A 13,437-nucleotide genomic window follows, 5' to 3' on the forward strand; every position below is an offset into this window, starting at 1 on the left:
AACAAGGACATCAGCAGGAATGACGCCGCATAAACGAAAAATTCTACTGCTTGATAATGGCCGCGAGTGGGGCGGCGGCACGAATAGCATGCTGGAATTACTGAAGCGGATCGATCGTAACCAGTTCGATATTACCTGCTGCTTTTATCATAATTATTCGCGCGGCAATAACGAAACCATCGAGCAAATTCTTGGATCGTTAACGATTCCGGTGACGTTTATTCCGCAGCGCAAACAACCTCTCTGGGCAAAAATCAGCAAAGAAATAGTCCGCACGCTGCTTTTTTTCAGCAAAGAGAGCAGAAAAAACGCGATTCATTTTGTGGATCGCCGATGGCGTATTATCCCGAACGCGCACAAGATTGGCGCGCTTCTGCAATCCGGGCAGTTTGACCTGCTTTATATGAATAATCAGCCCAGTACCAACACTGAGGGCTATCTGGCAGCCCGCCCGCTTGGTATTCCGGTAGTTCAGCACTGCCGTATTGACCCGGTACTGAATCGCCAGCTGGTCACGATGCTGAACCGGGACTGTGAGGCGATTATCTGTGTTTCACACGGTGTCAGTCATACGCTGCAGCGTCATGGTGTCCATCAGCACCTCTGCCATACCGTCAGCAATGCCATCGATATCCACCAGCCGTTACCCGATCGTACCGCGGTTCGTCAGGCGCTGCAGATTGCACCAGAGACCTTTGTGTTTGGCTCTATTGGGTCGCTGATAGCGCGTAAAGCCAATCACCACACGCTGAGCGCACTGGGCCGGTTTCATCGCCTTTACCCTCACGCTGACTGGAAAATGCTGATTGTCGGTACTGGTTCGGAACAGGCTAACCTTGCACAGCTGGCAGAAAAAGAGCAGATTGCTGACCGCATCGTTTTCACCGGTTTTAAAAATAATGCGCTGGATTTTCTGGCCGCGTTCGACACGTTCATACTGGCCTCGCAAAGTGAGGGCTTACCCCGCGTGGTGCTTGAAGCGATGCTGGTCAATACCGCCGTTATCGGATCGCGGGTAACCGGGACAGCTGAGCTGATTGAACACAACCAGACCGGGTTGCTGTTTGAATATGGTGATATTGCAGAGCTGACACAGCAGCTGATCGCTCTGTGGGAGAACAGAGAATTACGTCAGAAATTAACCGACACGGCTGCCGGAAAGGTACGCGAACATTACGCTATTGAAAACTATATTCAGGGCGTAGAAACGGTTCTGGCTAATGTTATTCAGGAAAAGAGTCATGCTTAATTTTTTTAATAAACGTTTCCGCCATATTCGCGCGCGGCACAATATTCCCTACAGCCAGAGTCGCGTGCAGGGCACGACTCCTGTCACCTCCGTGGTGATCCCGTGTGCGGGTGAGGACTATATTGAAGAAGCGCTGCTCAGCGCCTGCTTTGCCAGCCGTTTTGCCACCAGCGTCACGGAGATTGTTATCGTCAGCGACCAGCCCGCGATAAAATTTGGTGAGCTGCCGGCAAAGACCCGCGTTGCCACGCTGACCATTCCGCACCGCGAAGAGCGCTATCGTTATAAACAGATTTACCGCAGCCGGCTGATCAAACTGCAGGCGCCTTTGCAGGCCAGCGGTGACGCGATTCTGATGATCGACTCTGACCTCAATCTGCTTAAAGATCCGGCCCTCAGCCTGCGTGAAGGCCATCTTTACTCCAGCTTCAGAGAAGGCAGAATGATTGCCAAACTTGAAAACGCGGCTGAGGAGCAGATCCCGGCTTACTATAAACCCGCCATCCGGCCCTATCTGGTTGACCATGTCAACGGCGCTTATCTGGCCGCCACGCGTCAGACCTGGAAGCGTATCTGCCCGCTGTGGCTGACGCTGTTTCAGGATACCTGGGAACTGATGAATGATAATCAGCCCCCCACCGATCAGCTGCCGCTCTCTGCGCTGCTGGATATGCTCGATCTGGTTACGGTTAACCTGGGCGAGTGGGCAAACTGGCCGGTCTCCAAGCGCATTGGCGGAACGGCAGCGGTCATTCCGCCTGAGGTCATTGGCGCACACGGCGGTTTTCCGTTAAGCGAATGGCAGAAGTACCTGCAGGACCCGGCGCAGCCGCTGCAGTTTAAAGGTCAGGACTATACGCGCAAAGTACGCTACCTGACGGATGAAGAGAAAAAACGCGGCTGATACTACTCCGGCCTGCGGGCCGGAGTCCGTTTAATCCCAGCTCAGCACCACTTTCCCTGACCGTCCGGAGCGCATGTCGTCAAACCCCTGCTGAAACGCGTCGATATGATAGCGGTGGGTGATCACCGGCGTGAGATCCAGTCCGGACTGAATCAGCGCCGCCATCTTGTACCAGGTTTCAAACATCTCACGGCCATAAATCCCTTTGATAAACAGCCCCTTGAAGATAACCAGATTCCAGTCGATCGACATGTCGCCGGGTGGAATACCGAGTAGCGCAATGCGCCCGCCATGATTCATGGTTTCCAGCATCGTGCGGAAAGCTGCCGGTGCGCCTGACATCTCCAGCCCGACGTCGAATCCTTCGGTCATACCGAGATCCTGCATTACGTCGCGCAGATTTTCCTGCGCCACGTTAACCGCACGGGTCACGCCCATCTCGCGTGCCAGACTCAGACGGTATTCATTCACATCAGTGATCACAACGTGACGGGCACCTGCGTGCCTGCAGACGGCGGCAGCCATAATACCAATTGGCCCGGCGCCGCAGATCAGGACATCTTCACCGGGCAGATCAAATGACAGCGCGGTATGTACGGCGTTGCCGAACGGATCAAAGATGGCTGCCAGTTCGTCAGAAATGTTATCGGGAATTTTAAACGCGTTGTATGCCGGGATAACCAGATACTCCGCGAAGCAGCCCTGCCGATTGACCCCCACGCCCACCGTATTGCGGCACAGGTGCGTCCGCCCTGCCCGGCAGTTGCGGCAGTGGCCGCAGGTAATATGCCCCTCGCCGGAAACGCGATCGCCGATGGCGAAGCCTTTTACCTCCTGTCCCATGCCGACGACTTCACCGACATACTCATGTCCGGTAATCATCGGGACCGGAATGGTTTTACGCGACCACTCATCCCAGTTGTAGATGTGGATATCCGTACCGCAAATAGCGGTTTTGCGGATCTTAATCAGCAGATCGTTATGACCGGGCTCCGGCACCGGTGCATCCTGCACCATCCAGATCCCCTCTTCAGCTTTCAGTTTGGCAAGTGCTTTCATTGTTCTGCTCCTGCAGCAATCACGCCCAGCCGCTGGCCAACGCGGATAAAAGCGGCGACAGCCTGTTCCAGCTGCGCCTGCGTATGAGCGGCAGACATCTGCGTGCGGATGCGCGCCTGGCCCTGCGGCACCACCGGATAGAAAAAGCCGGTGACGTAAATGCCTTCCTGCTGCAGCAGCGTGGCAAACTGCTGCGCCACGTTTGCCTCACCCAGCATCACCGGAATAATGGCGTGATCGGCGCCGGCCAGCGTGAAGCCTGCCGCGGTCATCTTCTCCCGGAAGAAGCGCGCGTTATCCCATAGCCGCTGGCGCAGACCGTCACCCTCACTTAGCAGATCCAGCACCCGCAGCGAGGCCGCGACAATTGCCGGGGCCAGCGAGTTAGAAAACAGATAGGGACGAGCACGCTGACGCAGCCACTCCACGACCTCTTTTTTCGCGGCCACATAGCCGCCAGAGGCACCGCCCAGCGCTTTACCTAAGGTTCCCGTGAGGATATCAACGCGATCCATCACGTCGCAGTATTCATGCGTACCGCGCCCCGTTGCGCCGATAACGCCCACCGCGTGAGAATCATCGACGATGACCAGCGCATTAAACTCCTCCGCCAGGTCGCAAATTCCCTGCAGGTTGGCAATCACGCCATCCATAGAGAACACGCCATCGGTAGCGATCGCGATATGCCGGGCACCTTTATCGCGCGCCTCCTGCAGGCAGGTACGCAGCGCCTGCATATCGTTATTGGCGTAGCGATAGCGCTGCGCCTTACACAGGCGTATGCCATCAATGATGGAGGCGTGATTCAGCGCATCGGAAATAATGGCATCCTCCGGACCCAGCAGCGCCTCAAACAGACCGCCGTTAGCGTCAAAACAGGAGGAGAAAAGAATGGACGCTTCCATACCAAGAAAGTCAGCCAGCTTACGCTCCAGCTGCTGATGCGTATCCTGCGTACCGCAGATAAAGCGCACTGACGCCATACCAAAGCCGTGGGAATCCATCCCCTCTTTCGCTGCCTGAATCAGCGCCGGATGATTCGCCAGACCGAGATAGTTATTGGCACAAAAGTTAATGACCGGCGTGCCGTGATCAACGCTGATCTCCGCCTGCTGAGCTGACGTAATACGACGCTCCTGTTTGAACAATCCGTCCTGATGCGTTGTCTCAAGCTGCTGACGGATTTGCGAATAAAACTGATCGGACATGATTCTGCTCCTTAGATCGCCAATTACCGGAGCATCTTACTGAGCAAATAGCAGGCAGACGATATTTCAGCCAGTTAAATGTTCGTTTTGCAGCATAGTTCACGCCGTGGTCAGCGTTTGTGCGATACGCCTCACGCATCTGGCTGTCCGGACAGGGCTGAAATGTTATGATGATAAGTATTCGTGCGTGAAACCTTCTGTTTCACCCTAACTGATTAAAGGCTAAGCATATGATTATCGTTACCGGCGGCGCTGGCATGATTGGCAGCAACATCGTTAAAGCGCTTAACGATCGCGGTCATAGCGACATTCTGGTCGTGGATAACCTGAAAGATGGCACCAAATTTGTCAATCTGGCAGATCTGGATATCGCTGATTATATGGATAAAGAGGAGTTTCTCTCTTACATCATGTCAGGCGAAGATCTGGGGCCGATTGAAGCGGTATTCCATGAAGGTGCCTGCTCCGCCACCACCGAGTGGGATGGCAAGTACATGATGGATAACAACTATCAGTACTCTAAAGATCTGCTGCATTTCTGCCTTGAGCGCGAGATCCCGTTTCTCTACGCCTCTTCTGCCGCGACCTATGGTGGCCGCAATGAAAACTTTATTGAAGAGCGCCAGTATGAAGAGCCGCTGAACGTCTATGGCTATTCAAAAATGCTGTTCGATCACTACGTGCGTCAGATTCTGCCTGAAGCGGATTCGCCGGTGTGTGGTTTCCGCTATTTCAATGTGTATGGTCCGCGCGAAGGGCACAAAGGCAGTATGGCCAGCGTGGCATTTCATCTGAATACGCAAATCAGCAACGGCGAAAATCCTAAGCTGTTTGAAGGCAGCGACAGCTTCCGCCGTGATTTTATTCATGTAGATGATGTTGTGGCTGTAAACCTGTGGTGCTGGGAGAACGGCATATCCGGTATCTATAACTGCGGCACCGGACGCGCAGAATCGTTCCAGGAAGTGGCTGATGCCGTGCTTAAATTCCATCAGCAGGGCCAGATTGAGTACATTCCTTTCCCGGATAAACTCAAAGGACGCTATCAGGCATTTACCCAGGCCGATCTGACAAAACTGCGTGAAGCGGGCTATGACAAGCCATTTAAAACTGTCGCACAGGGCGTGGGCGAGTACATGGCCTGGCTGAATCGCAACGCATAAGGACACCCGCATCAGCGATGAAAATTCTGGTTATTGGCCCTTCCTGGGTCGGCGATATGATGATGTCGCAAAGTCTCTATCGCACTCTCAAGGTGGCGCATCCTGATGCGGTCATTGATGTTATGGCACCCGCGTGGTGCCGCCCGCTGCTGTCACGCATGCCGGAAGTGAATCAGGCGCTGGCGATGCCGCTGGGGCACGGCGCGCTGGCGCTGGGCGAACGCCGTCGTCTCGGCAAAACCCTGCAGGCCAGCGGTTACGATCGCGCTTACGTATTGCCAAATTCGTTTAAATCGGCGCTGGTCCCCTTTTTCGCCGGCATACCGCGCCGCACCGGCTGGCGTGGTGAAATGCGTTACGGCGTGCTCAATGATGTGCGGGTGCTGGACAAAGCGGCGTTTCCGCTAATGGTAGAGCGCTATGTTGCGCTGGCGTACGACACGCCGGTGACCTCTGCTCAGCAGCTGCCGCAGCCGCTGCTATGGCCGCAGCTGCGCGTAGAGGACGACGAAAAGCGCATGACGGCCGCGCAGTTTGGCCTCTCCGCCGATCGTCCGGTTATCGGCTTTTGTCCGGGAGCAGAGTTTGGACCGGCGAAACGCTGGCCGCATTATCACTATGCTGCCCTGGCAGAACAGCTAATCGCAGAAGGCTACCAGGTCGTGCTGTTTGGCTCAGCCAAAGATCGCGATACCGGCGAGTCAATTCTGCAGGCGCTGCCTGAGCCGTTGCGCGCGCACGGCAAAAATCTGGCGGGTGAGACGCAGCTGGAGCAGGCAGTGATCCTGCTCGCCCACTGTCGCGCCGTGGTCAGCAACGATTCCGGTCTGATGCACATTGCGGCGGCGCTCAACCGGCCGCTGGTCGCGCTGTATGGCCCGAGCAGCCCGGATTTCACGCCGCCGCTTTCCCGTCAGGCCCGCGTTATCCGGTTGATCAGCGGCTATCACAAGGTGCGTAAAGGCGATGCCGCTGAGGGTTATCATCAGAGCCTGATCGACATTACCCCTGCGCGCGTGCATCAGACCCTGAGCGCGCTGCTACAGCCGGGGCAGGAGCAGACATGCACGTTTTAATCGTTAAAACTTCTTCGATGGGAGATGTTCTCCATACGCTGCCCGCGCTTACCGATGCCATGCAGGCGCTGCCAGGTATCCGCTTTGACTGGGTAGTGGAAGAAAATTTTGCTCAGATCCCCGGCTGGCATCCTGCCGTAGATAAAGTTCTGCCGGTTGCGATCCGCCGCTGGCGCAAACACTGGTTTGGCAGTCAGCAGCGCGAAGAGCGCGTCGCGTTTAAGCGCAATTTGCAGTCGCGCCAGTATGATGTGGTTATTGACGCACAGGGCCTGATTAAAAGCGCAGCCCTGGTGACGCGTCTGGCAACCGGCACGAAGCATGGTCTGGACAGCCGCAGCGCGCGTGAGCCTTTTGCGAGCTGGTGGTACGACAGGCGTCATGAGGTCAGCAAGCAGCAGCACGCCGTTGAGCGCACGCGTGAGCTGTTTGCGAAAAGTCTGGGCTATGAAAAGCCTGCCACCCAGGGCGATTACGCCATCGCGGCACATTTTCTGACTCCCCGGACCGAAGCAGCCCCCAGCTGGCTGGTGTTTCTGCACGCCACAACCCGCGACAATAAACACTGGCCGGAAGCGCACTGGCGCGAGCTGATCAGGCTACTGCAGCCCACCGGCCTGCAAATCAGGCTGCCGTGGGGCGCAATACATGAACAGCAGCGCGCGCAGCGGCTGGCAGAGGGCTTTTCCCATGTGGAAGTCCTGCCAAAACTGACGCTGGAGCAGGTGGCGCAGCAGCTGGCAGGTGCGCGCGCAGTGGTCTCGGTGGACACCGGGCTCAGCCATCTGACCGCAGCGCTGGACAGACCCAATATTACGCTGTTCGGTCCCACCGACCCGGGGCTGATTGGCGGTTACGGCAGAAACCAGCATGCGCTGCGCCCGGTTCAGGGTGACAGCATGGCAGATATCATGCCGGATAGGGTGCTGGAGACATTAAAGCAGGTGCTGGCATGAAGAAACTGCACATTATCAATTTAGGTAAAATGGGCGGCGTTGAGCGGCTGTTCCTTCAGTACATTAATGACGTCTCCGACGGAAGCGATGACGTTATCTGCATCAGCAATCAGATCGACCCGGATATTTTGCAGCAGATGCCCCGGCAGCACGTTACCTTCGCTAACCGGCTGTTTCCGCGCTTTCGTCTGAAAAGCCCGCAGTTTCTGCGCAAGCACCTGCTGCAAAAACGCGTAAATGCCAGTAATGCCGATATGATTATCGTCTGGGATCTGGTTCCCCGGCTTACCGCTAAACCCCGCAAGGCAAAACTGGTTTATTACGATCACGGCTGTTCCTGGCGTTATCCAAAGAACGGTAAAACGCTTGCATTTATGGCCATGCTGGATGGGGTTATTTCCGCCTCGCGGGCGTCGTCCAGCGTAATGCAGCACCGTTTTAATCTGCCCTGCCTGCATAAAGTCGTAATTAACCGTCTCGTTACGCCCCAGGGAATAGATCCTGCAGTGCGGCAGCTTAGCCAGCCAGTCAGAATCGGAACGGCATCACGTCAGGTGGGTCTGAAAGGGATCTCCGTTTCGCTTCTGATGATGAAAGAGCTGTTAACGCGCGGGCATAATGTCACGCTTGAAGTTGCCGGCAAAGGCCCTGACCGCGAAGCATTTGAAGATTTAGCGCAGCGGCTTGGCATAGCAGAGCGTGTCAGGTTCAGTGGCTTTCAGCATAATATTGCCGAATTTTTCAATCGCGTTGATATTTACATGAGCACGCCGGTGACCGAGCCTTTTGGGCTCTCCTGTATGGAAGCACTCTATTTTGGCGTACCTGTCATTTTTCCTTTTGTCGACGGTCAGCCTGAAGTGATTGCAGACAAAATTTGCGGCGTCGGCTTAGCACCAAAAGTTTCTTTGAGTGAACATCAGCAGCTGACGGGAATTGACGTCAATTTCCCTTATCAGGTGTATGATCCGATAAAAGATGACATGACAGAACCGATGCTGCTTTCTCATATCGATTGTGCTGATGCGTTTGAATTTCTGATACAAAAAGAGAACTATCAGACATACAGTGAAAACGCTAAAAGCTGGACTATGAAGCACTTTGACTATGCGTATTTCAGACATGAAATAGAGAGTTCTTTAACCGAGATTGCGAATATAAAAAATGCAAATCAGTAATTATCTGGCAAGGCGTGAAGCTCCTCACTCAGCAATAAGTACCCTGATATTTTTTGGATGCGCAACTGCGCTGCTTACAGCACCCTTTGGTGGCAGCTTTGGCCGCAACGTATTTTATATAACCAGCTATATTGCTTTTATTGTCATAGCTACTCATGCCTTATATTACGCTAAATTGCGAATAAATATCGCTTTGCCTGTAGCTATGTTGCTGGTGGGTATCGCCAGTATCATCTGGACCGCGGTCTATAAACAGCCTGGCGATTTTATCAGCCTCTATCGTCAGTATCAGTCAACAGGCCGCTTGCAGATATCGGGCGCATTTATTCTTTTCTTTGTTTTAAATGACAAAAGCGATTTGCGCCAAAAAGCCATCCTTGCCGCACTGCTGACTGGCCTGGCAGTTAATGCCTACGCCATCTATCAGGGTGTCTGGCTGCATCTTCGCCGCGTTGAGCTGAACTTTGATCGGGCTACCATGGCTGCCTATATTATCAGCGCTGTCAATTTACTATTTCTCAAAGCGATTCTGTTGCAGAAAAACAAACTTAAGCTTTTCCTTTTTCCCGCAGCCTTTCTGTTTAGCTATCTTGCCATTATTCTGACCGGCACGCGTGCGGCAATGCTTCTTTTTCCCGTACTGGCCCTGATACTTGTCTTATTTTCAAAAAATGTTATCAGCAGAAGATATAAAGTCGCACTTTTTGTCATTATTCCAGCGCTGTTTATCGCTGGCTCACTGATATTCAAAGAAAAGATTGCTAATCGCATCGATGAGTTTCAGCAAAATATTGCAGATATGCATAAAAATCGCGGTGAGAACTCAGTTGTCTCCCGCCTGAGTATGCAGATTATTGCTCTGCAAACCGGCACCGAGTCACCTGCGGGCCAGTCAGCCGAACAGCGGGCTCTGCTGGCCAGAAAGATCATTCAGCAGCAGCCACAACTTTATGGCGCCTTACCCTACCTGACGGTTCATATGCATAACGAAGTGCTGGAAACCTTTTCGATAAAAGGTATCGCCGGCGCGCTGGCATTGGTGAACTTCTATATTATGTTGCTGGTTTATGCATTCAGGCGCGGCGGCAATGCGCTTTTGCTGACGCTGGCGCTGGCATTGATTGGTTATGGGCTAAGTGATGTGATTTTCTTTAGTACAGAATGTACGCTGATCTATTGCCTGACAATTATATTCGCTTTCTCCATGATGAAAGGCCCGCATCATCAGGAAAAAAATCAATGACAAAATCGACCCCACCTGTTTTAAGCATCATTATCCCCTGCTTTAATGCGGGGGAGTTTATTCTTCCCTGCCTGCGATCGCTGTTTACGCAACTTGAATCTGACATTGAAGTTATCATCATCGACGATGGCTCAACAGATAACTCAGTCAGAGTGATAAAAGATTTTTTGCAGGCACAACAGCACGAGACGGTACGATTTCTGCAGCAAGAGAATTTTGGTATTGCTGAGACCCGCAACATCGGCCTGCAGCATGCTCAGGGAAAATTTGTCACATTTATTGATGCAGACGATATTGTCAGCAGGCACTATATTGCGGTTATCAGGCCGCTGCTGCTGGCTGATAATGATGATTTAATCGACTTTAACTATCAGCGCTTTGAACATCAGCCGCCTGATGAGGCGGAAAACGTCGATGTAAAACGTATCGCCTACGATTTTCAGACTCAGGGGATAAATTGTCTTGAACCCCTCTTTCAAAAATCGATGTGGCATCTGTGGAACCGGGTTTACCGTCGCGCCCTGCTGAGCGGTGAAAGCTTCGCATCAGGCAGGCGCTACGAAGATGTTATCTTTACGCCTTTCCTCTATTTCAGGACAGATAAGATTACGCATCTGGAAAATACGCTCTATTTTTACCGCGATAACAAAAGCGGTATTACGCGCAATGTCAGAAAAAGCGATATCGATGATCTGATCTTTGCCATGCAGAAAATGCTTGCCTGGGCAAAAGATAAAGATAATTCCCGTCAGCGCCTGGCATCCTATATGCTGATGGACTGCTTTAAAGAAATAAAGAGTATGTCGAAAATCATCTACGGCTATTACTATTATGAACGCTCTGCCATCACGCTGTTCCGCGCAGCGGCAATAATATGCAAGGGCAACTGCAGGACAAAAAAATATCTGCAGCTGCGCTTTCCTCAGGTCGATACACTCTTCTCATACCTGAACAGCCGGTTCAGAAAGCGCAAATCTGAAACGCATCAGCGTGCATGAGCTTTTTTATGCAAGGCATACTCTGTCAGCGTCATTCCCTGTACCCGTGGCTGTAGCCAGATAAAGAGCTGCTCCAGATCGTCGTACAGCCTGTCGATGTCCGCCTCCGTTTTAAACGTGGGGCTGCCATCTGGCATGAATTCAGAGGAGTGCAGCATAAACTCGATGTAATCACTGCCCTGATTGAGTGTCTGCGCAGCAACCTTTTTCATTTCATTCAGGTTGCCGCCGGTCGGGCGCAGCCAGTTAACTGAAGGGCCGCGCGGCTTGCCACGCAGCTGATTCCACACCTTTTTAAACTGGTTGGTCATCGCGCCGTAGCGATACTGAATGCTCATGGGCAACTCCAGCAGCGAACTGTTACCCGGCTTTGAGATATCGCTGGTGTCTATATAGTAAGCGCGATCGGGAAAGTGGCTATAGTCGGTTCCTCCGCTCCCCTGCGGGGCGCCGGATGAATTACGCCAGCTGACTCGTGGCGTGACGGAGCAGTCAACCAGATAGCCGTTATCGATTAAAGCCTGCGCATAAACTTCGTTAAAAGCCCAGCGGCCGGCGCGATGACTGGTCATTTTTTGCTGAAATGCATCCTCCAGCAACGCCGTCATAAAGGCGACCTTATCGCGTAAAACGGACTCAGGGTACTCAATCAGATAGGGCTGATAACGCCAGTCATCCTGCGTCAGTTTATATTCCGGCGGGCTATACCAGGCGTGAAGATGCATACCGATCTCCCCCTGTCCGCGGGCCAGTAAATCCTGCCCGAACTCTACATAGGCAGGATCGCTCGCCATTTCGTAATTCGTCAGCCAGGTGGGTTTGAAGCCATACTTTTCGCACAGCCTCTGAAAGCGGGGCAGGAAGCTGACGTTATGCGTTGTCACCTTTCCGCTGCGGTTGCGCCACAGGTTATCGCCTTCCGTATCCAGGGTAATTAAAAAGGCAGGCTTTTCCATAACTTGTCCGGTATATTTCACTGTTATCGTCACTATGGTACGCACCGCCTGTGGCAGGCGCAAACTTTTCCAGCGCCGCTGGCCGGGTCAGGGAACAGCGCTCCGGGTAAACCAGAATAGCGCGAATAAAAAGCAGACCGGATTTATCTTTAGCTGCTTACCGCGCGCAGTTATGGCAGACTTTTTACAGCATTGGTTCATTTGCCGATAAACGTACTCATATCGGAAAGATAATAGCTCAGTTTCACCACCAGGCTGACAGGCAGGCAGAGGTAGATAATTTGTCGAAACGCATTTTAATGGTGATCGATGGTTTGCCCGGCGGCGGCGCCGAAAAAGTCGTCTTAACGCTGGCTGAGGGTTTTATTTCTCTGGGATATCGTGTCTCGATTTTCTCTCTGCGAAAAATATGCGATTACCCTATCCCTGCAGGCGTGGATTATCAGGTGGTGTGCGATCACAGCGCCCGCCCGTGGCGAAAAATGACAGAAACCGTACGTCGTGCGCGCTTGCTTGATGAGGTGGTACGCCAGAGTGAAGCGCTGAACGGCAAGTTCAGTTTAATCTTTTCCCATTTGCACAAAACCGATCGCATTGTCAGGCGAGCCCGATCGCTTGATGCAGCTAAAACCTGGTACTGCCTGCACGGCGTCTTTTCTGCCTCCTATCTGGGACGTAAAACAGGTTTTTCCCGCTGGTTAAAGCAGCTAAAAATACGTTATGTCTATCAGGGGCGTCAGCTGGTCGGCGTGTCACAGTATGTTATCGATGATCTGATAAAGAATGTCGGCGTCAGGCCACGCCTGACCCGCGTTATTTTCAATCCTTTCGACTTTGATCGGCTCGACGAACTGGCGGCCGCGCCCTGCCCGCTGGCCGGCCAGAATTACCTTGTCCACGTAGGACGCATTCATGAGGCGAAACGTCAGGACCGCTTGCTCGACGCCTATGCGCGGAGCGGCATAATGGCTCCCCTGGTGTTGCTGGGTCAGGGCAGCACGAAACTCCTGGAAGCGTTACGCCAGCAGGCACGAGATTTGGGCATTTCAGAGCGTGTCCGTTTTGAAGGCTTTCAGCAAAATCCCTATCCGTGGATCCGCCATGCTCAGATGCTGGTGGTGAGTTCAGATAGCGAAGGGTTTGGCAACGTGCTGGTTGAGGCTTTACATTGCGGCACGGCGGTAGTCAGTACACGCTGCCCCGGTGGCCCGGCTGAGATCCTGACCGGCCCGCTCTCCCGCTGTCTGGCCGATCTGAACGCCGCGTCGCTGGCAGAAAAAATGCGCGATGTGTATGCCAGCCCCCCCGATTTACAGCACCTCGATTTGAGCATTTATAGTCTGGCTACTATTTGTCAGCAATATCTGCAGCTGGATCCTGTAACAGAAACATCATTTTCAACGGCACGCCATGTTTCGAATTAAGAAATCCCCGGTGGGATGCGGCC

General features: G+C 53.1%; 12 protein-coding genes. 9 read left to right on the plus strand and 3 right to left on the minus strand.

Annotated elements, in window-relative coordinates; translation table 11 throughout:
- Window positions 1-19: 19 nt before the first annotated feature.
- Both F3I15_RS14505 and F3I15_RS14510 read left to right on the plus strand, forming a co-directional pair.
- Window positions 20-1,249: a glycosyltransferase gene (locus F3I15_RS14505; RefSeq protein ID WP_150018391.1), complete on the plus strand. Its 1,230-nt coding sequence runs from the start codon at window positions 20-22 to the stop codon at window positions 1,247-1,249.
- Window positions 1,242-2,153, plus strand: a complete 912-nt coding sequence (locus F3I15_RS14510; protein WP_150018392.1) for a glycosyltransferase family A protein — start codon at window positions 1,242-1,244, stop codon at window positions 2,151-2,153. The genes F3I15_RS14505 and F3I15_RS14510 overlap by 8 nt, the downstream gene beginning before the upstream one ends.
- 30 nt (window positions 2,154-2,183) lie before the next feature.
- Here the strand turns inward: F3I15_RS14510 and tdh are convergent, their stop codons facing one another.
- Together tdh and F3I15_RS14520 are read right to left on the minus strand one after the other, a co-directional pair.
- Window positions 2,184-3,212 (minus strand): L-threonine 3-dehydrogenase, encoded by a 1,029-nt coding sequence (tdh, locus tag F3I15_RS14515; RefSeq protein ID WP_150018393.1) that lies wholly within the window; start codon window positions 3,210-3,212, stop codon window positions 2,184-2,186.
- A complete protein-coding gene (locus tag F3I15_RS14520; protein ID WP_150018394.1) occupies window positions 3,209-4,420 on the minus strand; it encodes a glycine C-acetyltransferase in 1,212 nt (403 codons plus the stop codon). The genes tdh and F3I15_RS14520 overlap by 4 nt, the downstream gene beginning before the upstream one ends.
- Before the next feature lie 230 nt (window positions 4,421-4,650).
- Between F3I15_RS14520 and rfaD the strand changes: the two genes are divergently transcribed.
- Genes rfaD through F3I15_RS14550 form a run of 6 tightly spaced genes read left to right on the plus strand, consistent with a single transcriptional unit; the run spans window position 4,651 to window position 11,034 of the window.
- The gene (rfaD, locus tag F3I15_RS14525) at window positions 4,651-5,583 is read left to right on the plus strand and encodes an ADP-glyceromanno-heptose 6-epimerase (RefSeq protein WP_150018395.1); all 933 of its coding nucleotides are present in this window, start codon (window positions 4,651-4,653) and stop codon (window positions 5,581-5,583) included.
- 17 nt (window positions 5,584-5,600) lie between these two features.
- On the plus strand, window positions 5,601-6,659 hold the full coding sequence (rfaF, locus tag F3I15_RS14530; RefSeq protein WP_150018396.1) for an ADP-heptose--LPS heptosyltransferase RfaF: 1,059 nt from the start codon (window positions 5,601-5,603) through the stop codon (window positions 6,657-6,659).
- Window positions 6,647-7,615: a lipopolysaccharide heptosyltransferase RfaC gene (gene rfaC, locus F3I15_RS14535; protein WP_150018397.1), complete on the plus strand. Its 969-nt coding sequence runs from the start codon at window positions 6,647-6,649 to the stop codon at window positions 7,613-7,615. Before rfaF ends, rfaC begins: the two co-directional genes overlap by 13 nt.
- Window positions 7,612-8,793, plus strand: coding sequence for a glycosyltransferase (locus F3I15_RS14540; RefSeq protein ID WP_150018398.1), 1,182 nt, complete (start codon window positions 7,612-7,614; stop codon window positions 8,791-8,793). Before rfaC ends, F3I15_RS14540 begins: the two co-directional genes overlap by 4 nt.
- On the plus strand, window positions 8,780-10,036 hold the full coding sequence (locus F3I15_RS14545; protein ID WP_150018399.1) for an O-antigen ligase: 1,257 nt from the start codon (window positions 8,780-8,782) through the stop codon (window positions 10,034-10,036). Before F3I15_RS14540 ends, F3I15_RS14545 begins: the two co-directional genes overlap by 14 nt.
- Window positions 10,033-11,034 carry a glycosyltransferase gene (locus F3I15_RS14550; RefSeq protein ID WP_150018400.1) on the plus strand — a complete coding sequence of 334 codons (1,002 nt, stop codon included), beginning with the start codon at window positions 10,033-10,035 and terminating at the stop codon, window positions 11,032-11,034. The genes F3I15_RS14545 and F3I15_RS14550 overlap by 4 nt, the downstream gene beginning before the upstream one ends.
- Here the strand turns inward: F3I15_RS14550 and F3I15_RS14555 are convergent.
- A complete protein-coding gene (locus tag F3I15_RS14555) occupies window positions 11,022-11,990 on the minus strand; it encodes a deacetylase (protein ID WP_150018401.1) in 969 nt (322 codons plus the stop codon). The genes F3I15_RS14550 and F3I15_RS14555 overlap by 13 nt on opposite strands.
- Window positions 11,991-12,289: 299 nt before the next feature.
- Between F3I15_RS14555 and F3I15_RS14560 the strand changes: the two genes are divergently transcribed.
- Window positions 12,290-13,414, plus strand: coding sequence for a glycosyltransferase (locus F3I15_RS14560; RefSeq protein ID WP_150018434.1), 1,125 nt, complete (start codon window positions 12,290-12,292; stop codon window positions 13,412-13,414).
- The last annotated feature ends 23 nt before the right edge of the window (window positions 13,415-13,437 follow it).

The sequence above is a fragment of the Pantoea sp. M_9 genome, assembly GCF_008631385.1.
GTDB classification, from domain to species: Bacteria; Pseudomonadota; Gammaproteobacteria; order Enterobacterales; family Enterobacteriaceae; genus Pantoea; species Pantoea eucrina.

Coding starts and splice junctions, on each gene's coding strand:
- F3I15_RS14555 (WP_150018401.1), bottom strand. CDS start 11,990: ATGGAAAAGCCTGCCTTTTTAATTACCCTGGATACGGAAGGCGATAAC.
- tdh (WP_150018393.1), bottom strand. CDS start 3,212: ATGAAAGCACTTGCCAAACTGAAAGCTGAAGAGGGGATCTGGATGGTG.
- F3I15_RS14520 (WP_150018394.1), bottom strand. CDS start 4,420: ATGTCCGATCAGTTTTATTCGCAAATCCGTCAGCAGCTTGAGACAACG.
- rfaD (WP_150018395.1), top strand. CDS start 4,651: ATGATTATCGTTACCGGCGGCGCTGGCATGATTGGCAGCAACATCGTT.
- F3I15_RS14540 (WP_150018398.1), top strand. CDS start 7,612: ATGAAGAAACTGCACATTATCAATTTAGGTAAAATGGGCGGCGTTGAG.
- F3I15_RS14510 (WP_150018392.1), top strand. CDS start 1,242: ATGCTTAATTTTTTTAATAAACGTTTCCGCCATATTCGCGCGCGGCAC.
- rfaC (WP_150018397.1), top strand. CDS start 6,647: ATGCACGTTTTAATCGTTAAAACTTCTTCGATGGGAGATGTTCTCCAT.
- F3I15_RS14545 (WP_150018399.1), top strand. CDS start 8,780: ATGCAAATCAGTAATTATCTGGCAAGGCGTGAAGCTCCTCACTCAGCA.
- F3I15_RS14550 (WP_150018400.1), top strand. CDS start 10,033: ATGACAAAATCGACCCCACCTGTTTTAAGCATCATTATCCCCTGCTTT.
- F3I15_RS14560 (WP_150018434.1), top strand. CDS start 12,290: ATGGTGATCGATGGTTTGCCCGGCGGCGGCGCCGAAAAAGTCGTCTTA.
- rfaF (WP_150018396.1), top strand. CDS start 5,601: ATGAAAATTCTGGTTATTGGCCCTTCCTGGGTCGGCGATATGATGATG.
- F3I15_RS14505 (WP_150018391.1), top strand. CDS start 20: ATGACGCCGCATAAACGAAAAATTCTACTGCTTGATAATGGCCGCGAG.